The 22384-nt window shown below is 67.8% G+C and carries 20 protein-coding genes; 12 read left to right on the top strand and 8 right to left on the bottom strand.

Annotation, left to right across the window (positions count from 1 at the left end; translation table 11 throughout):
* Positions 1-16: 16 nt before the first annotated feature.
* Genes F5X71_RS10435 through F5X71_RS10420 form a run of 4 tightly spaced genes read left to right on the top strand, consistent with a single transcriptional unit; the run spans position 17 to position 4670 of the window.
* On the top strand, positions 17-841 hold the full coding sequence (locus F5X71_RS10435) for a hydroxypyruvate isomerase family protein (protein WP_167461757.1): 825 nt from the start codon (positions 17-19) through the stop codon (positions 839-841).
* Between the two features lie 32 nt (positions 842-873).
* Positions 874-1764, top strand: coding sequence for a 2-hydroxy-3-oxopropionate reductase (locus tag F5X71_RS10430; protein ID WP_167461756.1), 891 nt, complete (start codon positions 874-876; stop codon positions 1762-1764).
* Position 1765: 1 nt separating this feature from the next.
* On the top strand, positions 1766-3541 hold the full coding sequence (gcl, locus tag F5X71_RS10425; RefSeq protein WP_167461755.1) for a glyoxylate carboligase: 1776 nt from the start codon (positions 1766-1768) through the stop codon (positions 3539-3541).
* A gap of 7 nt (positions 3542-3548) precedes the next feature.
* Positions 3549-4670: a glycerate kinase gene (locus F5X71_RS10420; protein ID WP_167461754.1), complete on the top strand. Its 1122-nt coding sequence runs from the start codon at positions 3549-3551 to the stop codon at positions 4668-4670.
* A gap of 70 nt (positions 4671-4740) precedes the next feature.
* On the opposite strand, the gene F5X71_RS10415 is transcribed toward F5X71_RS10420, so the two are convergent.
* Positions 4741-5481, bottom strand: a complete 741-nt coding sequence (locus tag F5X71_RS10415) for an IclR family transcriptional regulator (protein ID WP_167461753.1) — start codon at positions 5479-5481, stop codon at positions 4741-4743.
* Positions 5482-5573: 92 nt separating this feature from the next.
* Here F5X71_RS10415 and F5X71_RS10410 point away from each other — a divergent pair, with 92 nt between their 5' ends.
* The 4 genes from F5X71_RS10410 (at position 5574) to F5X71_RS10395 (ending at position 12082) form a co-directional block, all read left to right on the top strand.
* Positions 5574-6740 carry a pyridoxal-phosphate-dependent aminotransferase family protein gene (locus F5X71_RS10410; protein ID WP_167461752.1) on the top strand — a complete coding sequence of 389 codons (1167 nt, stop codon included), beginning with the start codon at positions 5574-5576 and terminating at the stop codon, positions 6738-6740.
* A 184-nt stretch (positions 6741-6924) separates the two neighbouring features.
* Positions 6925-8286: an MFS transporter gene (locus F5X71_RS10405; protein WP_167461751.1), complete on the top strand. Its 1362-nt coding sequence runs from the start codon at positions 6925-6927 to the stop codon at positions 8284-8286.
* 71 nt (positions 8287-8357) lie between these two features.
* A complete protein-coding gene (locus tag F5X71_RS10400) occupies positions 8358-11297 on the top strand; it encodes an FAD-binding and (Fe-S)-binding domain-containing protein (protein ID WP_167461750.1) in 2940 nt (979 codons plus the stop codon).
* A gap of 8 nt (positions 11298-11305) precedes the next feature.
* Positions 11306-12082 (top strand): fumarylacetoacetate hydrolase family protein, encoded by a 777-nt coding sequence (locus F5X71_RS10395; RefSeq protein WP_167461749.1) that lies wholly within the window; start codon positions 11306-11308, stop codon positions 12080-12082.
* Here the strand turns inward: F5X71_RS10395 and F5X71_RS10390 are convergent.
* From F5X71_RS10390 to F5X71_RS10375, 4 genes are all read right to left on the bottom strand, one after another.
* Positions 12079-12450, bottom strand: a complete 372-nt coding sequence (locus F5X71_RS10390; protein WP_203218326.1) for a nitroreductase/quinone reductase family protein — start codon at positions 12448-12450, stop codon at positions 12079-12081. The two genes, F5X71_RS10395 and F5X71_RS10390, sit on opposite strands and share 4 nt — an antisense overlap.
* A 159-nt stretch (positions 12451-12609) precedes the next feature.
* Positions 12610-13248: a P-loop NTPase fold protein gene (locus F5X71_RS10385; protein WP_238815822.1), complete on the bottom strand. Its 639-nt coding sequence runs from the start codon at positions 13246-13248 to the stop codon at positions 12610-12612.
* A 227-nt stretch (positions 13249-13475) separates the two neighbouring features.
* On the bottom strand, positions 13476-14009 hold the full coding sequence (locus F5X71_RS10380) for a DUF3145 domain-containing protein (protein WP_167461746.1): 534 nt from the start codon (positions 14007-14009) through the stop codon (positions 13476-13478).
* A 100-nt stretch (positions 14010-14109) separates the two neighbouring features.
* Complete coding sequence (locus tag F5X71_RS10375) at positions 14110-14934, bottom strand: serine hydrolase domain-containing protein (protein ID WP_167461745.1); 825 nt, start codon at positions 14932-14934, stop codon at positions 14110-14112.
* A gap of 42 nt (positions 14935-14976) precedes the next feature.
* On the opposite strand from F5X71_RS10375, the gene F5X71_RS10370 reads away from it, so the two are divergent.
* The 3 genes from F5X71_RS10370 (at position 14977) to F5X71_RS10360 (ending at position 17111) form a co-directional block, all read left to right on the top strand.
* On the top strand, positions 14977-16170 hold the full coding sequence (locus F5X71_RS10370) for a serine hydrolase domain-containing protein (protein ID WP_167461744.1): 1194 nt from the start codon (positions 14977-14979) through the stop codon (positions 16168-16170).
* A gap of 205 nt (positions 16171-16375) precedes the next feature.
* Positions 16376-16705: a GNAT family N-acetyltransferase gene (locus F5X71_RS36600; protein ID WP_203218279.1), complete on the top strand. Its 330-nt coding sequence runs from the start codon at positions 16376-16378 to the stop codon at positions 16703-16705.
* Positions 16706-16763: 58 nt separating this feature from the next.
* The gene (locus F5X71_RS10360) at positions 16764-17111 is read left to right on the top strand and encodes an iron chaperone (RefSeq protein WP_167461743.1); all 348 of its coding nucleotides are present in this window, start codon (positions 16764-16766) and stop codon (positions 17109-17111) included.
* A gap of 10 nt (positions 17112-17121) precedes the next feature.
* Here F5X71_RS10360 and F5X71_RS10355 read toward each other — a convergent pair whose 3' ends face one another.
* From F5X71_RS10355 to F5X71_RS10345, 3 genes are all read right to left on the bottom strand, one after another.
* Positions 17122-18252, bottom strand: a complete 1131-nt coding sequence (locus F5X71_RS10355; RefSeq protein WP_167461742.1) for an NDMA-dependent alcohol dehydrogenase — start codon at positions 18250-18252, stop codon at positions 17122-17124.
* Positions 18253-18385: 133 nt separating this feature from the next.
* Positions 18386-18916 (bottom strand): DinB family protein, encoded by a 531-nt coding sequence (locus F5X71_RS10350; protein ID WP_167461741.1) that lies wholly within the window; start codon positions 18914-18916, stop codon positions 18386-18388.
* 71 nt (positions 18917-18987) lie between these two features.
* Entirely contained in the window at positions 18988-20043 is a 1056-nt protein-coding gene (locus tag F5X71_RS10345; RefSeq protein WP_428981462.1) for a phosphotransferase family protein, read from the bottom strand.
* Between the two features lie 89 nt (positions 20044-20132).
* Here F5X71_RS10345 and pabB point away from each other — a divergent pair, with 89 nt between their 5' ends.
* Complete coding sequence (gene pabB / locus F5X71_RS10340; RefSeq protein WP_167461739.1) at positions 20133-22367, top strand: aminodeoxychorismate synthase component I; 2235 nt, start codon at positions 20133-20135, stop codon at positions 22365-22367.
* Positions 22368-22384: the final 17 nt, after the last annotated feature.

Raw genomic sequence — 22384 nt, 5'->3', positions numbered from 1 at the left:
TTACCTGGAGGCATTCGTGGGTCATTCACTGCGCTACGCCGTCAACTGCTCACTCCTGTTCACCGAACTGCCCCTGCTCGAACGGCCCGCGGCAGTCCGCGCGGCCGGGTTCGACGCGGTCGAGTTCTGGTGGCCGTTCACCAGCCCAGTACCGGCAGACCGGGAAGTCGACGCGTTCGTCGGAGCGATCACCGACGCAGGCGTGGCGCTCGTCGGCTTGAACTTCGCGGCGGGCAACATGCCGCTCGGCGATCGCGGCCTGGTGTCCTGGCCGGCCAGAGCCGCGGAGTTCCGCGACAACATCGACGCCACCCTCGCGATCGGCGAGCGACTCGGCTGCCGGATGTTCAACGCGCTCTATGGAAATCGCGTCGACGAGGCCACCGACGAGGAGCAGGACGCGGTGGCGACCGAGAACCTCGCGCTGGCCGCCGCGGCGGCCGCCCGGATCGGCGGCACCGTGCTGATCGAGCCGGTCAGCGGTGCGACCCGCTACCCGCTGCGCACAGCCGCCGACGCGCTCGCGGTGCTCGATCGTGTGCAAACCGCCACCGGCGCACCGAATATCGCGCTGCTCGCGGACCTCTACCACCTGGCCGTCAACGGCGACGACGTGGACAAGGTGATCGCCGCGCACACCGCCCGCATCGCGCACGTGCAGATCGCGGACAACAACGGCAGGCACGAGCCCGGCACCGGGGACCTGCCGCTCGCCGAGCAACTCGCCGCGCTGGAAGCGGGCGGCTACCGCGGCTGGGTCGGCCTCGAGTACAAGCCATCGGGCGCGTCCGCCGACAGCTTCGGCCGGCTGCCCCGCGAACGTCGCGGTGCCACCGCATAACCATTCGTACGCAACAACTTCAGGGATATCGCATGACCGCAATAGCTTTCATCGGACTCGGCATCATGGGCAGCCCGATGGCCATCCACCTCGCGAAGGCCGGGCACTCGGTGACCGGCTACGACCACAGCACCAACAAGGCCGCTCCGCTCGTCGCGGCGGGCGGGCGCGCCACCACCTCGATCACCGACGCGGTGGACGGCGCCGAGGTGATCTGCGTGATGGTGCCCGACTCCCCCGACGTACAAGACGTACTCGCCGGGGAGAAGGGCGTTTTCGACAGCGCCAAGGCCGGCGCGCTGATCATCGACTTCTCCAGCATCCGGCCCGATGTCACCGTCGAACTCGCGAAACAGGCCGCGGAGCGCGGCTTCCGGCTGCTGGACGCGCCGGTCTCCGGCGGTGAGGCGGGCGCGATCGGCGCCACGCTGTCCATCATGGTCGGCGGCGACGCGGCGGATTTCGCGGCGGCCCAACCGATCTTCGACGTGGTCGGCAAGACCGTCGTGCACGTGGGCCCCAGTGGCTCCGGCCAGACCGTCAAGGCGGCCAATCAGCTGATCGTCGCCGCGAATATCCAGGCTCTCGCCGAGGCCGTCCTCTTCCTGGAGGCGTACGGCGTGGACACCGAGGCGGCGCTGCGTGTGCTCGGCGGCGGCCTGGCCGGGTCGAAGGTGCTCGAGCAGAAGAAGGACAACATGCTCTCGCGCACCTTCCAGCCCGGGTTCCGAATCGACCTGCACCACAAGGACATGGGCATCGTCACGGCCGCGGCCCGCGAAGCAGGCGTCGTTGTTCCGTTGGGCGCCTTGGTCGCTCAACTGGTGGCCGCCGCCAAGGCGAACGGCGACGGCGGACTCGATCACAGCGCCCTGCTGCGCGGGGTGGAACGCCTCAGCGGCCGCGCGGACAAGGAGAACTGAAATGGCTCGGATGCGTGCGGTTGATGCCGCGGTGTTGATTTTGGCGCGGGAGGGGGCGGTGCAGGCGTTTGGTTTGCCTGGGGCGGCGATTAATCCGTTTTATTCGGCGTTGCGGGCTCATGGTGGGGTGCGGCATGTGTTGGCGCGGCATGTGGAGGCGGCGTCGCATATGGCGGAGGGGTTCTCGCGGGCTGGGGTGGGGAATATCGGGGTGTGTGTGGGGACGTCGGGTCCGGCGGGGACGGACATGATTACGGGGTTGTATTCGGCGAGTGCGGATTCGGTGCCGATGTTGTGTATTACGGGTCAGGCGCCGGTGTCGAGGTTGCATAAGGAGGATTTTCAGGCGGTTGATATCGCGGCGGTGGCGGGGCCGGTGGCGAAGTGGGCGGTGACGGTGTTGGAGCCGGCGCAGGTGCCGGGGACGTTTCAGAAGGCGTTTCGGGTGATGCGGGAGGGTCGTCCGGGTCCGGTGTTGATTGATTTGCCGATTGATGTGCAGTTGGCTGAGATCGAGTTCGATATCGAGGCGTATGAGCCGTTGGTGGTGTCGCGGCCTGCGGCGTCGCGGGCGCAGGCGGTGAAGGTGTTGTCGATGTTGGGGTCGGCGCAGCGGCCGGTGATCGTGGCTGGTGGTGGGGTGGTGAACGCGGACGCGGCGGGGTTGTTGGTGGAGTTCGCGGAGTTGACCGGTGTTCCGGTGGTGCCGACGTTGATGGGGTGGGGTGTGATCGGTGATGATCATCGGTTGCATGCGGGGATGGTGGGGTTGCAGACGTCGCATCGGTATGGGAACGAGACGTTGCTGGCGTCGGATTTCGTGTTGGGGATCGGGAATCGGTGGGCGAACAGGCATACCGGTGGGGTGGAGACCTATACGCGGGGTCGGCGGTTTGTGCATGTCGATATCGAGCCGACGCAGATCGGGCGGGTGTTCGCTCCGGATTTGGGGATCACCTCGGATGCGGGGGCGGCGTTGGCGGTGTTCGTGGAGGTGGCGCGGGAGTTGCAGGCGGCGGGGGAGTTGCCGGATCGTCGGGAGTGGGCTGAGCAGGTCCGGGCGCGGAAGCGGCGGGGGTTGCGCAAGACGCATTTCGATGCGGTGCCGATCAAACCGCAGCGGGTGTATGAGGAGATGAATCGGGCGTTCGGGCCGCAGACGCGGTATGTGAGCACGATCGGGTTGTCCCAGATCCAGGCCGCGCAGTTGTTGCATGTGTATCGGCCGCGGCATTGGATCAATGCGGGTCAGGCGGGTCCGTTGGGGTGGACGTTGCCCGCGGCGCTGGGGGTGGCGACCGCGGTGCCGGACGCGATGGTGGTCGCTTTGTCCGGGGACTACGATTTCCAGTTCCTGATCGAGGAGTTGGCCGTGGGTGCGCAGTTCAATATCCCGTATATCCATGTGGTGGTGAACAATTCGTATCTGGGGTTGATCCGCCAAGCGCAACGCCAGTTCGATATGGACTATTATGTGCGGCTCGATTTCGACAACATCAACAGTCCCGAGGTCGGTGGCTATGGTGTCGATCATGTGAAGGTCGCCGAAGGGCTCGGTTGCAAGGCGATCCGTGTCTTCGAGCCCGACAACATCGGTCCCGCGTTGGAAGAGGCGAAGAAGTTGATGGCCGAGCATCGGGTGCCGGTGGTGGTCGAGGTCATCCTCGAACGCGTCACGAATGTGTCGATGGGGTTGGAGATCGACAACATCGTCGAATACGAAGAACTCGCCGTCACCACCGCCGACGCACCCACCGCCACGGCATTGCTGTACTGACGCCCCGATGCCACGCGTGCTGATCGCCTCCGACAAGTTCAAGGGCTCGTTGACCGCCGCGGCGGTCGGACAGGCCACGGCGGCCGGTATCCGAGAGGTGTTGCCGGACGCGGCGATATCGATCGTCCCGGTCGCCGACGGCGGCGACGGGACCGTCGCCGCCGCGCTGGCCGCGGGGTTCACCGCAGTGCCGGTGACCGCGACCGGGCCGACCGGAACACCGGTCGACACCGCCTACGCCCGCCGCGGTGACCTGGCCGTGGTGGAGCTGGCCGACGTGTCCGGGCTGGTCCGGCTGCCCAGCGGCGCTTTCGCGCCGATGACCGCGACCAGCCGCGGCGCGGGCGAGGTGATCGCCGCGGCGATCGCGGCGGGCTGCCGGCACGTCGTACTCGGCATAGGCGGCAGTGCGGGCACCGACGGCGGCGCGGGACTGCTGCGTGCCCTCGGCGCCCGCCTGCTCGATGCGACCGGCGCCGAAATCGGTGACGGCGGTGCGGCTCTCGCACAGATACACACCCTGGATCTCGCCGGGTTGCGGGAACGAACGGCCGCGGTCGCGTTCACCGTCGCCTGCGACGTGGACAACCCGCTGACCGGACCGCGCGGCGCGGCAGCGGTTTACGGTCCGCAGAAGGGCACCGACGAGACGCAGGTGGCCACCCTCGATGCGGCGCTGGACCATTGGGCCGACGTAGTCGCGGCGACGACCGGCCACGACCTACGCGGCGCCCCCGGTGCGGGCGCGGCCGGGGGCGTCGGTTTCGCGGCCATCGCGGTGCTCGACGCCCGCCTGGCACCCGGCATCGAATTGGTCATGGACCTGGTCGATTTCGACAGCGAGTTGGCCGTGGCGGACCTGGTCGTGACGGGCGAGGGCACCCTCGACGAGCAAACCCTGCACGGCAAGGCGCCCGCGGGGGTCGCGGCCGCCGCCGTTGCCGCCGGGGTGCCGGTGGTCGCGGTGTGCGGGCGGAACACGCTGCCGCAGTGGCGGTTACACGAGTCCGGGTTCGCCGCCGCCTACTCACTGCTGTCAATCGAACCCGACGTGCGGCGCTGCCTCACCGAGGGCGAGGTCCTGCTGCGGCAGCTCGGCGCGCGGATCGCCACCGAGCACCTGATCTAGGCGCGGATCTGCCCAACTCTCTCGACCCCGCCGGAGTGAGTTGGGCAGATCCGCAGGGGCACAGCACGGTTCACTTGCTCAGGCGCGCACCGATCGTATTCGCCGCCGCGCGCACCGCCGCGCCCCACTCGGGCTCGGACTCGGCCGTCAGTCTGCTGATCGGCACGTTGACGCTCAAGCTAGCGACCGGCCGACCGGCCCCGTCCAGCACCACTGCGGCCACCGCGCCCACATCGGAGCGCCATTCGCCGCGGTTCACCGCGAATCCACGCGTCCTGATCTCGGCCAATTCGGTGTGCAGCGCGTCAGGGTCGGTGATCGTGGTGGCGGTGTAGCTCGGCAGCTCGCCGGTCACCAGCTTGCGCACGACGTCGGGATCACTGTGCGCGAGTAGAGCCTTGCCGTTCGCGGAGGCGTGCAGCGGCAACGAGTGTCCCAGCGCCATATTGGTGCGCACCGGTTTGTCGGTCTCGAGCCGCTCGATCAGGACCATCTTGCCGTCTTCGGGGATGGTCAGGTGGATCGTCTCCTCGGTATGCCTGCGCAGGTCCTCCATGATCGGCAGCGCCACACCGCGCAGCCCGAGATCGCCGCCGGCGCGGCTGCCCACCGCCAGCGCCTTCGTGGTCAGCACCCAGCGGGTGATCTCCCCCGACGCGGGCCGAATCCATCCGGCGGCATCCAGAGTGACCAGCACCCGCTGCACCGAACTCTTGGGCATCTGCAGCACCCTCGACAGTTCGCCGACGCCGATCGGCTGCCGAGCCGCGACCTCCTCCAATACCCGCAGCGTGTTGAGGACATTGCGCAAAGCCTTGACTCCCCTATCTCACATCCCTACCCTTGCTGAACCTTCTCACGGCACAGTGTGCCATATCACGGCACAGATTGGAAATAGATGTGATGACCGTGCACAGCGGACGGCATTTCCTGCAGATCCCCGGACCTACCAACGTCCCCGATCGGGTACTGCACGCCATCGCGCAACCGACCATCGACCATCGCGGGCCCGACTTCGCCGAACTCGCCCTCGACCTGCTGCACCGGCTGAAACCGGTCTTCGGTACCGGCAATCCGGTCGTCGTCTATCCCGCCTCCGGCACCGGCGCATGGGAGGCGGCGCTGGTCAACACCCTCTCGCCGGGCGATCGCGTAATCGCCTTCGAGACCGGCCATTTCGCGACCCTGTGGCGGGACATGGCCGAACGCCTCGGCCTGATCGTCGATTTCGTGCCGGGCGACTGGCGCCGCGGCGCCGACCCGGCGGCCCTGGCCGAACGGCTCGCCGCCGACACCGGGCACGAGATCGCCGCGGTGATGGTCGTGCACAACGAGACCTCGACCGGCGTCACCAGCCGGATACCGCAGATCCGCGCAGCCATCGACGAGGCCGACCATCCGGCGCTGCTGCTGGTCGACACCATCTCGTCGCTGGGTTCCATCGACTACCGGCATGACGACTGGGGCGTCGACGTGACGGTCGCCTGCTCACAGAAGGGACTGATGCTGCCGCCCGGACTGAGCTTCAACGCGATCAGCGACAAGGCACTCGCGGCGGCGACGAAAGCGCGCCTGCCGAAATCGTTCTGGGACTGGACGCCGATCCTCGACAACAACGAGCGCGGCTTCTATCCCTACACCCCCGCGACCAACCTGCTCTACGGCTTGCGCGAAGCCCTGACCATGCTCGAGGAGGAAGGCCTGCCGAACGTCTTCGCGCGGCACCACCGGCACGCCGCGGCCACCAGAGCCGCCGTGCGCGGCTGGGGGTTGGAGGTGCTGTGCGCCGACGAGCGGGAGCACTCCGGCGCGTTGACCGCCGTGCTGCTCGGCGCCGAGCACGACGCGGACAAGGTGCGCCGAATCATCCTGGAGCGCTTCGACATGTCGCTCGGCACGGGGCTCGGCAAGCTCTCGGGCCGGGTCTTCCGGATCGGCCACCTCGGCCACTTCAACGATCTGATGCTCGCGGGCACACTGTGCGGCGTGCAGATGGGTCTGGAACTGGCGGGCGTCGCCGTCGACCCCGCCGGACTCTCCGACGCGCTAGCGGTGCTCCGCGCCGCATAGCGCGGCCTGCACCGAAACCGTTCTCGTCACCTCTTTTTCGCTCCCAGCTGGGCCCCCCGCTTCGACAGCCTCCTGCTCGACTCTCGATGCTCCGCCACGAGCGACTCCGCCCGGCTCCTGCGCGATCCGGGATCCGAATTCCACCGGCGCCGATCGCGCCGGTCACCTACGAGGAGGTAGGTCGTTGTCCGAGCGGACCTCTCCCATCCGGCGTCTCTCCGAAATGAAGCGCTGGACCTATATTTTGCCGGTCGTCGTCTTCATCTACGTCATCTGCTACATCGACCGGACCAACATCAGCTTCGCGCTCCCCCATCTCGAAACCGATATGGGACTCACCAAGGCACAACAGGGCCTCGCCAGCGGCATCTTCTTCTGGGGTTATCTGCTGTTGCAGATCCCCGGCGGGTACATGGCCGAAAGGTGGAGTGCCAGAAAGTGGATCGCGATCCTGATGGTGCTGTGGAGCGTCGCGGCGATGGCGCAGGGCTTCACCAACTCCGTCGGCCAGCTGCTGCTGGCCCGATTCCTGCTCGGGGTGGCCGAAGGCGGCGTGCAGCCCGCGCTGATGGCCACCATCCGGTCGTGGTTCCCGTTCGCCGAGCGCGGTAGGGCCTACGCGATTTTCAAGCTGTACACACCAATCGCGGCGATCGTCGCCGCGCCGTTCTCCGGCATCCTGCTGACCTACACCGACTGGCGCTGGATGTTCCTCATCCAGGGCGGCGCGCCGCTGGTCGTGGGGCTCATCGCGTGGCTCGCGGTGATCCGTGATACGCCAGCCAAAGCGGGCTGGTTGTCGAGCGCCGAACGCGACCACATCGAGCGATCCCGGCTCGAGGAAGGCGAACCGCTGCAACACCGCGGCACCTTCAAGGCCGCGTTCACGAGCCGGATCGTCTGGCACTTCGCGCTGATCTACACGCTCACGCAGATGGGCTTGCTCGGGCTCACGCTGTGGCTGCCGAGCGTGCTGAAGAAGGCGTTCCACACCGACATGAAGGTGGGCCTGGTCGCGATACTGCCGCAGCTCGCGGCGGGCCTCGCCATCATTCTCATCGGCCGGTCCGCGGACAAGCGCGGTGGGCACATCGCGCACATGTCGCTGGTACTCGGTTCGGCGGCGATCATTCTCGGTGGCGCGAGTTTGATTTCCCCGCAACAGAAGTGGTTGGTGCTCGGGGCCATGATCCTCGGCACCGCCGCATCGATCGCCTGGTACGGGCCGTTCTGGGCGACGGTCACCAAGCTGGTTCCGGTCGCGGCGGCGGGCGCGGGCCTGGGTCTGATCAACGGCGTCGGCAATCTCGGCAGCTTCTTCGGGCCCTATATCGGCGGCTGGCTCAGCGATCTCAGCGGCGGCGGATACGCGCTCACCCAGGCCTTCTTCGGCGGGGTATTCGGCACGGCCGCACTGCTTGTGCTGACCTTGCGCAAGAAGTTGCGTGCGGCAACGCGATCGGCGCCGATCGAACCGGACCCGATACCGACGGCCCGGATCGAACCCGCCCAGCAACCGGCGCCGGATCGAGCGTCGCTGGGCTGAGCTCGCGGCGGCCGGCCCGAGACCGGGTCGGCCGCCCTCCGGCGAACCTCCACAGATCAGAAGGAATCTCGATGAATCCCTCCACTATCGGCGACATCACCGCCGATCTATCGACCCGGCTGGAGCGCAGCCTGCGCGAAACCATGTCCGGCGAGGTGGCTTTCGACGATTACACCCGCCACATCTTCGCCCGCGATGCCAGCATGTACTCGATAGCGCCTGTGGGCGTTGCCTTTCCCCGCGACGCCGACGACGTCGCCGCGGCGGTGCGGGCGGCCGGCGCACTCGGGGTGCCGATCGTGGCGCGTGGCGCGGGTACCAGCCTGGCCGGGCAGACCATCGGCCCCGGCCTGGTGCTCGACCTGTCCAGGCACATGAATCGAATCGTGCGGCTGGACCCGGTGGCCCGCACCGCGCTGGTCGAGGTCGGCGTGGTGCAGGACCAGCTCAACCAGGCCGCCGCCGCCCACGGGTTGATGTTCGGACCCGACACCTCGACCAGCAACCGCGCCACCATCGGCGGCATGATCGGTAACAACTCCGCGGGCAGCGGTTCGCTGAACTACGGCATGACGATCGATCACGTGCGGGCGCTCGACGTGATACTCGCCGATGGCTCGCGCGCCCGACTGGAACCGGTCGACGAGCCGGAGCGCGAGCGCCGCGCCGCCGCGCGGACCCTCGAAGGACGGATATACCAGGAACTTTCGGACCTCGTCGTGGCCGAGGAGGACGCCATCAAGGCCGGGATGCCCACCTTCTGGCGCCGGGCGGGCGGGTATCGGCTCGACCGGTTGGTCGGCTTCGGCGCCGATCGGCCGTTCGATCTGGCCAAGTTCGTGGTCGGCGCCGAAGGCACCCTGGTGATCGTCACCCACGCCCTGGTGGACCTGGTGCCCAAGCCGGCGCGCACGGTATATGCCGTCGGGCACTTCACCGATACCGCGCGCGCCATCGCGGCCACCACCGACGCGCTCGGCTGCGACCCCGCCCAGGTAGAGCTGATGGACCGCACCATTCTCGAATTGTCCAGGCAGAAACTCGAATACGCCGACCTCGGCACCATCCTGGTCGGCGATCCCGGTGCGCTGTTGTTCGTCTCGTTCAGCGGTGACGACGAGGCGCGCTTGATCGCCGATCTGGACCGGCTGGAAGCACTCTGGCGGCGCAACGGCCACGGCTATCACACGCTGCGTGCGGTCACCCCCGCCGACCAGACGGCCCTGCTGAAGGTCCGCAAGTCCAGCCTCGGCCTGCTGATGGCCGCGGGCGAGGGCACCCGCCGCCCGCTCGCCTTCGTCGAGGACACCGCCGTGGATCCGGTGCACCTGGCCGAATACACCAGGCGGTTCAAGGCGATTCTCGACGAGCACCACATGGAGGCGGGGTTCTACGGGCACTGCTCGGTCGGCTGTCTGCACATCCGGCCGTTCGTCGATCTCACCGAGCCCGATGAGGTGGCCAAGATGCGCGCCGTCGCCGAGGCGGTCAAGGACCTCGTCGCCGAATACGGCGGGGTGAACTCCAGCGAACACGGCGACGGGCTGGCCCGCAGCGAGTTCAATCGGGAGATCTTCGGCGACGAACTGTACGAGGCGATGCGAAAGGTCAAGCGGCTCTTCGATCCCGGCAACATCATGAATCCCGGCAAGATCGTCGACGCGCCATCGATGACCGACAATCTGCGCGACCGGGACGCGCTGCCGCCCGCGCCGCCGCTGACCACCGCCCTGAAGTTCGAGGTCGTCGGCGGCATGCGCGGCGCGGCGGATCGCTGCATGAACATCGGCCTGTGCCGCAAAGCGACCACCGGCGTGATGTGCCCGTCCTACATCGCGACCAAGAACGAGGAGCACGCCACCCGCGGCCGGGCCAACGCACTGGTGAAGGCGCTCTCGGAGCCGGACCCACATGCCGCGCTCGGCGACGAACGGCTGCACGAGATCCTCGACCTGTGCCTGATGTGCAAAGCGTGCAAGAACGAGTGCCCGATGAGCGTGGACATGGCCTCACTCAAGGCCGAGTCCCTGGCACACCATCACGATATCCACGGAACTCCGTTGCGCTCCCGGATTTTCGGCTCGATCCGCACACTCAACCGAATCGGCTCGGCGACCGCGCCGCTGTCGAATCTGCCGGGACGGAGCGGCTTCGCGCGGCTGCTGCTGGACCGCGCGCTCGGCATCACCGTCGCGCGGCCACTACCGACCTTCCAGCGGGCCAACCTGATTCGCTGCTTCCGCAAGTATCGGCGGAGCACACCCGCGGCGCCCGCGGCGCTCGGCACCGTCAACTGGCTCGCCGACTCGTTCACCACCTACACCGAACCACACATCGGCATGGCCGCCATCGAACTGCTGGAGCTGGCGGGGTGGCGGGTCGAACTCGCGAGCGGCGGCTGCTGCGGCCGTTCCAGCATGTCGAAGGGGTTGCTGGACGACGCACGGAAAAAGGCTATGGGACTGATTGATTCGCTCACCTCGCGTACCGAGCCGGGACCCCCGATCGTCGGGTGCGAGCCGTCGTGCCTGTTCATGCTGCGCGACGAGCACGCGGCGCTGGTGCCCGACGTGGACGCGGTGCGCGCGGTCGCGGCCCGGGTCAAACAAGTGGAGGAGCTGCTGGTCGAGGCGATCGACGCGGGCAGGCTGACCCTGGATACCGGCTTCGCCGGACGCCGGATCGTCTTCCACGGGCATTGCCATCAGAAAGCCGAGGTCGGCACCGCCGCGACCATGGCGCTACTGCGCCGCATTCCGGGTGTGCGGGTCGAGGAGATCAACTCCGGATGCTGCGGCATGGCGGGCTCGTTCGGCTTCGAGTCCGAGCACTACGAGACTTCGATGACGGTCGGCGGCGATCGACTCTTCCCCGCGCTGGCCGCGGAACCGGCGGACACGATCGTGGCGGCAACCGGGGTTTCCTGTAGGCAGCAGATCTTTCACGGTGCGGGCCGCACAGCGTGGCATCCGGTCGAATTGGTGCGCGCGGCACTGGCCGGACCGAACTAGGAGACAGCATGCGTATCGTCCGCTTTGCCCGCGATGGTCAGGTGGCGCGCGGCGTCGTCATAGACGATGTGGTGCACAGTCTTTCACCCGAGAACGAACCCGGCACGAAGGCAGGCGACCTGGCCGAGCTGACCCTGTTGGCGCCCTGCGAACCGCGCACGATCGTCTGCGCCGGAAGCAACTACCCGGGCCAGATCATCGAGAAGGGGCGGCCCCGGCCGCAGCGTCCGTCGCTGTTTCTCAAGGCCCCCAACGCGATTGCCGATCCGGACGCGGCGATCCTGCGGCCCGCCGAGGTGCGGCGGCTGGAGTACGAAGGCGAACTCGCCGTCGTCATCGGACGCACGGCACGCGATGTGCCTGCGGATCGGGCCGCGGACTACATCCTCGGCTACACCTGTGCCAACGATGTCACCGCCGACGACTGGCGCTCCGACGGCCAATGGGCACGCGCCAAAAGCGCGGACACCTTCTGCCCGTTGGGGCCGTGGATCGAGACCGATATCCCCGATCCCTCGGCCCTGCACCTCACCACCCGCCGCAACGGCCGGGTGGTCCAGCAGGCCGCGGTCGCCGACATGGTCTTCGGCGTCGGCGCGCTACTGGCCTTCGCCACCCGCTGGATCACCCTGAGCCCCGGCGACATTCTGCTCACCGGCAGCCCCGCAGGCGTCGGCCCGATGGAGCCCGGCGATGTCGTGGAGGTCGACATCGCCACCGTCGGCACCCTCCGCAACACCGTGGTGGACCGCCGGGAGCACGAGAGCGGAAGGCAGATGCCCTAGCTCGTCGGGGTGAGATCGATGCGAATGCTCAGCAGGTTGTTGCCGAGCAGCCGCACGCCCGCACTGTTGCCCTTCGGCAGCTTCTCGAGCAGGGCGATCGGGTCGTGGTCGGGGAGCAGGTGGGCCGTGCCCGCATGCCACTCGCCCCGCAGGCGCACGCGGACCTGGGGGTTCGCCATGATGTTGCGGACGTACTGCGACCGGTCGCCGAACTCGGAGACGAGCCAGAAGGAGCCGTCGATCAACCGTCCGCCGATGGGCGTGAGCCGCGGCTCGCCGCTCACCCGGCCGATGGTCTCCAGCAGTTCCTGATTGGGCATCCGAGTTCTGATCGGATTGGCGATCCGCCGCTGAATGGCATTGACTATTCTCTGTTTTCGATCAACCGCGTTCGACACTCACGGAGGGTAGCACCGCCGCCGCGGCCCACTCCCCCGCCGCCAGGGTGTAGGAGAACCGCCGAACCCGCGGCAGCCACGTTCGCAGCACCGCCGGATCGGTGAACTCCATATTCGCGGAGAGCCCGATCAGCCCCTGATACAGCTGGAGGTGGTTTCTCGGTTGGCGGTGGCGCGGTCCACTGCGGCGCGTAGTCGGGTCGCCGTTGCCTGCTGTGTGGCGAGGGTCAGTTGGTCTCGTTGACCGAGATGCGCGGCGATTTCCCGGCGAATTTGCTTCGCCTGCTCCTTCGGGTCGATGTCCGGGCCCGCGAGCCGGCGGAAGATCTCGTCGCCGAAGCTCGCCCATAGATTGGTGTCCGCGTAATGCCAGGAGTTGAACCCGATTTGTGCAATGTGTGCACAGTACGTCGCGTCGGAACCGGCGAGCAGGCGAATTCGCTCATGCGGCATCGCCATGAATGTGCTTTTGCCCGAACCCCATTCCCCGAACACCCCGATCGAGAGCGGCAACGACGTGGTCCGATCCGCGATAACCGTGGCGAGCATGCTGACATAGGGCGCGAAGCCCAGTTGGTCACTCGGCAGCGGAAGTCCGTCATTCGGGTCGACGAGATCGCTGGCCATACCGCCGGACAGGGTTATTCCGGTCGTTTCCATACACCACTGGAGCTCGCGACGGATGACTATCTCATGTGCCACTTTTCGGCAGAGGACGACCACATGGTCGAGAACCCGATCCACGCTGCCGTTCCATGCTTTGGCCACCCCTTCGACCGCCCCAGGGTGCCCAGGCTGCTGCCGAGCGAGACGACAATGGTGTCGATAGCCAGTTCCCACGGCACACTGGTGCGCACCACCGAATATCGGACACCGTCGACCCAACCGAGATCGGTATCCGCGCAGAATTCGCCGGGCATCCATCCCCCACCCTGCGCCGCCAAGTCGAAATGCAGTGTAGTGCAACCGACCTCGGCGACGCGGGCGTTCAGCGCCTACCCCACGTCGCGCCGCAACCAGGTGACCTCCGCGCCGGATTCGGTGCCGTAGCGGTATACCTCCAGGTCCTCGTCCCACGGGGTGCCGAGTGCGCGGTCGATTTCGGCGGCCAGGTCATAGCTGTTGTATTTGCCGAGTTCGCCCGCGGCTTGCAGCATGGCGCGCAAGCGCATCTCACCGAGGGTCACGTCGCCGTTGGCACTGGTCGATCCGTGCCAGAGTCCTAATCCGGGCACAAAACAATAGCGTTCACCATCGACGCCTTCGCTGGGGTCTTCGGTCACTTCGAATCGGAGCACCGGCCAGGAGCGCAGCGATTGCGCGATACGGGACGCGGTGCCGACGGGTCCGAGCCATTCACTGGTCGCGCGCAATTGGCCGTCCGCCGGTTGCGCGGTCCAGCGCAATTTCGCGGGCGAACTCAAGGCCGAGGTGAGTGCCCACTCGACGTGCGGGCACAGCGCGGCGGGCGACGAGTGGATGTACACCACACCCGCCGTCACGTCCGCGAACTGACTCGATGCGCGCACCACTAACACCTCCAGCGTCGACGGGGGACGTCTTCCCCAACGACCCGTCCTGCTGGTGTTGCCTGAGTGTACTGGAGTGCCCGATGTTACATGTGTTACTTCAGCCCCGTGTTGCGTGTGTGGCTTCGGCAATGACCGCATCGCTGAGTGGCGGCCAGGCCGCCCTGGCCCAGTCGCCGAAATTCTGGTCGGCCAATGCCAGACACGCCAACCGCGACGCGGGGTCCACCCAGAGAAATGTGCCGGACTGCCCGAAATGGCCGAACGTCGCCGAGGAATTCGAGCTTCCGGTCCAGTGCGGCGACTTACCGTCGCGGATCTCGAAGCCGAGTCCCCAATCATTCGGACGCTGCGAACCATAACCGGGCAGCACGCCATTCAGGCCGGGGAATTGGACTGATGTCGCTTCGGCATGAGTAGCCGCGGAGATCAACTGTGGATTCAGCAATTCCGCCGCGAAACGCGTGAGATCGGCGACAGTCGAGCGCGCCGCGTGCCCGGCCGAGCCGGTCAGCACCGAGGCGCTCATCTGTAAGGGCGCGAAGACCGCGTCGCGCAGGTACTCCGCGAAGGCGATGCCGGTCTGCTCTGCGACGAAACGGGCCAGCACCTCGAAGCCTGCGCTGGAGTAGATCCGGCGGGTACCGGGCGCGGCCTGGATGTCATCGGTGTCGAAGGCGAGGCCGGAGGTGTGCGCAAGCAGGTGCCGCACCGTCGACCCCGCCGGGCCCGCGGGCTGATCCAACTCGATCGCGCCCTCTTCCACCGCGACCAGCACCGCGTAGGCGACCAGCGGCTTGGTCACCGAGGCGAGCGGGAACACCCGATCGACCTCGCCCTCGCTCGCCGATGCGCCGTCCGCGCCGACGACCGCGGCCGCCGCATGCCGGACCGGCCAATCCCTGATCTGCTCGAGTGCACGCACCCCGCGAGCCTACGAGACGACCGCCGATACCATCGAACGACTATGAGTGAAACGCCCACGATCCACGGCGAGGTGGCGTCCGGCTTCGGACCCGTCGCCGACGCATTCCGCCGCAACTTCGCCCAGCACGGTGAGATCGGAGCGGCGGTCGCGGTATACGCGGGCGATCGTCCCGTGGTCGACCTGTGGGCGGGCCACCGAGACCGCTGTCGAACACTGCCGTGGGAGCGCGACACGATCGTCCCGGTGTTTTCCTCGACCAAGGGCCTGGCCGCGTTCACGGTCGCGACCGCGGTCTCGAAAGGACTGCTCGACTACGAAGAGCCGGTGGCGACGTACTGGCCCGAGTTCGCGGCACACGGCAAGGCGGCGGTGACAGTCCGTCAGCTGATCGATCATCAGGCCGGGCTGTCCGGACTGGATCCGATCGTGCGGCTGCCGCAGCTCGCGGATCTCGACAGGCTCGCCACGATCCTGGCCGCGCAGAAGCCGGCGTGGCGGCCGGGTACCAGGCACGGCTACCACGCGATCACGCTCGGGTTGTATCAGGGCGAGTTGCTGCGCCGGGTCGACCCGCGCGGGCGCACCCTCGGGCAGATCTTCGCCGAGGACCTCGCGAAGCCGCTCGGCCTGGACTTCTTCATCGGCCTGCCCGCCGAGCACGGGCTCGAGCGCGTCGCCACCATGGCCGCGACCCGCGGACTGGACGCGCTGCGCTACGAACGCGACATCCCGCTGCGGATCGGGGCGCAACTGGCCGCCAAACGCGGACTCGCCTACTCGGCGCTCAGCAACCCCCGTGTCGGCGCTCCGGCGCGTGCGACGCGCCGCGAATTCCTCGAGGTGGAGATGCCGGGCTCCAACGGTGTCGGCAATGCCAGGGCGCTGGCCAAGATCTACGGCGCCGCGGCCGGCCGCACCGGCGCGCTGCCCATCGAGGACGCGCTGCTCGACAGATTGGCGGCCCCGGACACCGCCGAGGACGTGCCGCCCGGTGATCTGGTGTTGCACCTCAAAACCCGCTACCACCTCGGCTTCCGCAAGTCCGCCTGCGAGTTCCGGTTCGGTTCGGACAAGCGCGCCTACGGCACCACCGGCCTCGGCGGCTCCTTCGGATTCGCCGACCCCACAACGGGTCTGGGCTTCGGATACACGATGAACCGGCTCGGCCTCGCCGTCCTCGACGACGTGCGCAGCCGCAATCTACGCCGGGCTTTGCTGCGCTGCACGCGCTGAGGCATTTCGGTGCGGACGAACACCTGGTCCGTCGCGGCGGAACCGTTCGACTCCCCCGCGGCGGCGCGGCTGTGGCGCGCGTACTACACCGAGGTCAGCGACCGGTGGTATCGGCTGCACGAGGGGCGCACGACCGATCCGGTGGAACTGGAGCGCGAGATCGCGGCGCGCAGCGGGGCCGAATTCGCGCCGCCCCGTGGTACTGGTGGCGCGGCTCGACGGCGAGGCGGTCGGTACCGCGGGCGTGCAGCTGCTCGACTCGTCGACCGCGGAACTGAATCGCGTCTTCGTCCACCCGCGGGCGCGCGGCCGTGGCGGTGCCGCGCTGCTCGTCACGACGGCCGAGCAGGCGGCGCGCGGGCTGGGCGCCGAGGAGATCGTGCTGGACACCCGACTGGATCTGGTGGAGGCGCGGGCGCTCCACGCGCGACTCGGCTACCAGGAGTCGGCTACCAGGAGTCGGCGCCGCACAACGAGGAGAAGTACGCGCAGTGCTGGTATCGCAAGAAGCTCTAGCGAAGTCTGCTTAGACTGACGGTGTTCCACCCTCGCAACGACGCAATCGATAGCCGCTCAGGGAATCGAGGGAACTCGTGGCAAAGCAGACCGCAACCGTCGACACCTATATCGCGTCGTTCCCCGAAGACGTGCGCAGCATCCTCGAGGAGATCCGGGACCGCATCAAACGCGTGCTGCCCGAAGCGACCGAGGCGATCAGTTATGACATCCCGACCTTCAAGGTGGACGGACACAGCGTCGTCCACTTCGCCGGCTGGAAGAACCATGTCAGCGTCTATCCGATCCCGGCGGGCGACAAAGCCTTCGAGCGGGCCGTCGAGCCGTATCGGGCCGGTCGGGGAACCCTGAAGTTCCCGCTCACCAAGCCGATCCCCTACGACCTGATCGCCGATATCGCGGCCAAGCTGGCCGCCCGCCGCTGACCGCCGGGGACTACCAGTCGGCCTCGGTGTACTTGATGATGCCGCGGATATTCTTGCCGTCGAGCATGTCCTGGTAGCCCTGGTTGATCTCCTCGAGGGAGTAGCTGCGGGTGACCATGTCGTCGAGGTTGAGCTGGCCCGCCTTGTAGAGGCGCAGCAGGTTCGGGGCGTCCTGTCTGGCGTTGCCGCCGCCGAAGATGCAGCCCTTCACCGTCTTCTGCAACATCGAGAGCAGGAAGCTGTTCATCTTCACCTCGCCGGCGTCCATCCGGCCCATCGAGGTGACGACCAGGGTGCCCGCCTTCGCGGTGAGGATCAGGCCCTCCTCGATGTAGTCGCCGTGCATCTCACCCATGGTGAGGATGACCTTCTCGGCCATCCGCCCCTCGGTGGCGTCCATCAGCGGCATGATCGCGGCGGCCATGCTCTCGTAGGTGTGCGTGGCGCCGAACTTCTGCGCCTGCTCCCGCTTCCACGGATTCGGGTCGATCGCCACGACTTTCGACGCGCCGGAGAGCACCGCGCCCTGCAACGCGCTCATGCCGACACCGCCGACGCCCGCGATCACCACGGTCTCGCCGGGCTCGACCTTGGCCACGTGGGTGGACGATCCGAATCCGGTGGGCACCCCACAACCGACCAGGCAGGCCACCTCGAACGGAATGCTCGGATCGATCTTCACCACTGAAGTGTGGTGCACCGTCATGTAGGGCGAGAAGGTGCCGAGCAGGCACATCGGGATGACGTTCTCGCCGCGCGCCTGGATCCGGTAGGTGCCGTCGCTGATCGCCTGACCCATCAGCAGGCCCGCGCCCAGATCGCACAGCGCCATGTGGCCGCTCACGCACGCCGGACAGCGGCCGCAGGCGGGAATGAAGGACAGGATCACGTGATCGCCGACGGCGAGGTCGGCCGGGCAGTTCGGCCCGAGCTTGGTGATCACGCCCGCGCCCTCGTGGCCGCCCATCACCGGGAAGGCGGGCATCGGCGTCGCGCCGGTCACGATGTGATGGTCGGAATGGCACATGCCCGCGGTCTCCAGCCGGATCTGCACCTCACCGGAGACCGGATCGCCGACCTCGATCTCTTCTACCGACCACGGTTGGTCGATCCCCCACAGGATCGCGCCCTTCGTCTTCATTCCTGTCGACCCTCTCGCATGCACGTGCTTATATGTGACTGCACCCACACTACGAGAAAAGTGGAACGCGTTCTAGTACTGCTTCGAAAATTCAGCGGCACAGGCGATCGTGCTACACGAACACGTTCTAGTATCAGCCCCGCACGTCATGCACGTGATGCACGAGATCGTGAATGAAGTACCGGGCGAACGAGTCCACCGTGAAGGCCGACCCGTCACTGCGCTCACCGCGCAGGCGCCGCTGCGCGACCGGGACGGATTCGAAGGCGCGGGCCACCCGCTCCGCGGCGTCCGCGAGTTCCACCGACACCCGCGCCGGGTCCTGCTGGTCGTAGCGATCCGCGATCGCGGTCTCGTCCTGATCCCAGTTCGCGAAGCGCGGCACCGAACCATCCGGCGCACCGGCCAGCATCAGGGCCAGCCGGGAATCGAACAGCCGGCACACGTCGCGCACGTGCGCGCCGTACTCGAGCGCCGACCACGTGGCGTCGTCCGGACGCACGCGTGCGTCCGGCCGCTTCAGCACTTCGGCGAACCGGACAGCGGTATCGCGGGTCAGTGCGGGCACGGCCTCGAACGCGGTACCGTTCGGGTCGAAACCGCAATCGGCACAAGCCCGTTCGACGACCCAGGTCCAATTCTTCACATCGGGAACGATCGGCATGCGCCCAACCTAACCTGGCGGAATATCAACTTCGATAGATATTCCGCCAACCCTCGGCAACATCCCGACAACTACTCCATCAAGCTCTGCGCGCGCTCGAACAGTTCCAGCGTGATCGCGTGCAGGAAGTCGCCGACCTGCTTGGGCGCCTTACCCGCGAACGCGCGCGCATGCGTGCCCTCCAGCACGATGCCGAGCTTGAAGCAGGCGAGCACGGTGTACCAGTTGACCGCGCTGAGGTCGCGATCGGAGAACCGCCCGTAGTGCGCGACCATCTCCTCCGGCGTCGGCAGCCCGCCCGCCGCGCCGAGCTTGCCGACCAGCGCCGCGCCCGTGGTGCCGGGCACCGGACGGGTCGCGATCTGCCAGCCGAGATCGAGCAGCGGATCGCCGATGGTGGACATCTCCCAGTCGACCATCGCCGCCACCTGCGGGCCGTCGTAGGCGAACATCATGTTCGCCAGGTGACAGTCGCCGTGCAGGATGCCCGGGGTCCAGTCCGCGGGCCGGTGCCGTTCCAGCCATTCGCCGGTCCGCTCCACGCCGGGAATCCGCGGACCGGGATACCCCTCGTTGGCCGCGTAGGACTCCAGTTCACCGAGCCAGCGCGGCACCTGACGTTCCAGGAATCCGTCGGGCTTGCCGTAGTCGGACAGACCGAGCGCCTGATAGTCGAGCGCGCCGAGCCGGGCGATGGCCTCCACCGCGGACAGGCCCATCGCCTTGCGGATCGCCGGATCGCCCGCGTGCAGCTCGGGCAGCTCGTTGGCGGGATTGAAGCCGTCGATCGGCTCCATCAGGTAGAACACCGCCCCGATCATCGACTCGTCCGGACAGGCCGCGATGACCTGCGGCGCGCGCACCTCGGTGTCGTTCAACGCGCCGAGCAGCCGTGCCTCGCGGCGGATCACCTCGTTGCTCTTGGCCCGCAGGTGTTTCGGGCCACGCCGCAGCACGTAGGCGTGGCCGCCGCGCGCGAACCGCAGCATGACGTTCTGCGTGCCGCCGCCGAGCGCGGTCACCTCCTCGAATTCGCCTGTGGGCAAACCCTGCTCATCCATCCACTTGCCGACGAGGGCGAAGTCGACGAGATCGCGATCCACGCCGCTCGGTTGCGCATCAGCCATGCCCCACATTGTGCACCACCCGGCCCGGCAAACTGAAGGCACATGACAACAGTTAGCCGTCATCTGCGCGGCGTAGGGTTTCGAGCACCATGCGCACGTTGCTCATCGACAATTACGACTCGTTCACCTACAACCTGTATCAGCTGATCAGCGAGGTGAACGGCCTCGAGCCGACTGTCGTGCGCAATGACGAGGCCGGCGAGCTCGAACTGAGCAGGTTCGACAACATCGTGATCTCCCCCGGACCTGGCCGCCCGGACGTGCCCCGCGACGTCGGCATCTCGGCCGCGGTGATCCGCGAGGCCGAGTTGCCGTTGCTCGGCGTATGCCTGGGACATCAGGGCATCGTGGTCGCGGCGGGCGGCATCGTCGCCCCGGCCCCCGCGGCCAGGCACGGCTATCTGGACCGGATCGAACACGACGACCGCGACCTGTTCACGGGGATACCGCAGGGCTTCACCGCGGTCCGCTACCACTCGCTGTGCGCGCAGCGGCCGCTGCCGGACACCCTGGAGATCACCGCACTGTCCGCCGACGGCGTGATCATGGGCGTGCGGCACCGCGACCGGCCGCAGTGGGGCGTGCAGTTCCACCCCGAGTCGATCGCGGGCGAGTTCGGCGCCACCCTGCTGCGCAATTTCGCGGAATTGACTGCGGCGCATCGCAAGCCGAGCGCCTCCGGTCGCGACCGCGAGCGCCGCGTCGATCCGGTGACGATGCGGCTGCGGCCGGTCACGCCGAGTGCGCCACCGCCCGAGCCGCCCTCGGCCGTCGCAGCGCTCGCCCCGGAGCAATTCCCCGCCGGCGCCGAGCAATTCGGGGTCGGCGACGGTTCGCCACCCGTGGACGACAGACCTACCCCGCCGGATCGCTTCGGCGAACCGCCACGGCAGTGGCAGTTACAGCACACCGTGATCGATCGGGCCATCGACACCGAGAGCGCGTTCGTCCGGCTGTACGGCAACTCCCCCACCGCCGTCTGGCTGGACAGCGAGCACGTCGAGCCGGGACTCGACCGCTTCTCGTTCCTGTGTGACGCGAGCGGACCGCTGGCCGAGGTGGTGCGGTACCGGGTCGGCAGCGGCGAGGTGACCGTGGAGTCCGCCGACGGGAATCGCCGGGTGCTGGCCGGTGGCGTGCTCGACTATCTCGCCGCCGAACTGCGGCGGCGCCGACTCGAACTACCCACGCTGCCTTTCGATTTCGTCGGCGGGTACGTCGGCTACCTCGGCTATGAGGTGAAGGCCGACTGCGGCGGCGCGGCAGCGCACCGGGCACCGACCCCGGACGCGCAGTGGCTGTTCGCCGATCGTATCGTGGTCGTGGATCACGTCGGCGGGCGCACCCACCTGCTGTCGCTGACGGATTCGACGCCGGAGACGCTGCGGGCGGGCGCCGACTGGCTGCGCGATACCGCCGAGGCCCTGGCGGCCTTGCCCACGTGGGCGAATCCGCCCACGCTCGAGATCCCCTCCGACGGCGACGCCGTCGAACCGCTGCTGATCCGCGGCCGCGCGCGCTACCTCGCCGACATCGAGGTCTGCCAGGAGCGACTGCTGGCGGGTGAGTCCTACGAGATCTGCCTCACCGACGGCGTGGCGATTCCCGCGGCCGACGACGACGGCCTCGACTTCTATCGCACACTGCGGCGCTGCAATCCGGCGCCCTACGCGGCCTACCTGCGCTTCGACGATCTCGAGATCGCCTGCTCCTCACCGGAACGCTTCCTGAAGATCGACCGCAGCCGCACGGTGGAGAGCAAGCCGATCAAGGGCACCGCGCCGCGCGGCGCGACCCCCGCCGAGGACGCGCGGCTGGCCAGGGAACTGGCCGACAGCCCGAAGACCAGGGCCGAGAACCTGATGATCGTCGACCTGCTGCGCAACGATCTGGGCCGGGTCTGCGAGATCGGCAGCGTGCACGTGCCGAAGTTGATGGCCATCGAGTCGTACATGACCATGCATCAACTGGTTTCCACCGTGCGCGGCACGCTGCGGCCGGATGTCGATGTGATCGACTGCCTGCGCGCGTGTTTCCCCGGCGGCTCGATGACCGGCGCGCCGAAGCTGCGCACCATGGAGATCATCGACGAGCTGGAAACCGAAGCACGCGGCGTCTATTCGGGCACCATCGGCTTCCTCGGACTCGGCGGCACCGCCGACCTCAATATCGTCATCCGCACCGCCGTCCGCTACGACGGCCGCTGGCGAATCGGCGCGGGCGGCGCCATCGTGCTCGATTCCACCGCCGAGGACGAGTACCACGAGATGACCTTGAAGGCCGCCGCCACGCTGCGGGCCGCCGCCGACCGCGCCGTGCACTGAACCGACTACCGTCGCGG

Source organism: Nocardia brasiliensis (genome assembly GCF_011801125.1).
GTDB classification, from domain to species: Bacteria; Actinomycetota; Actinomycetes; order Mycobacteriales; family Mycobacteriaceae; genus Nocardia; species Nocardia brasiliensis_C.
This window is presented reverse-complemented; position numbering and strand designations above follow the sequence as displayed.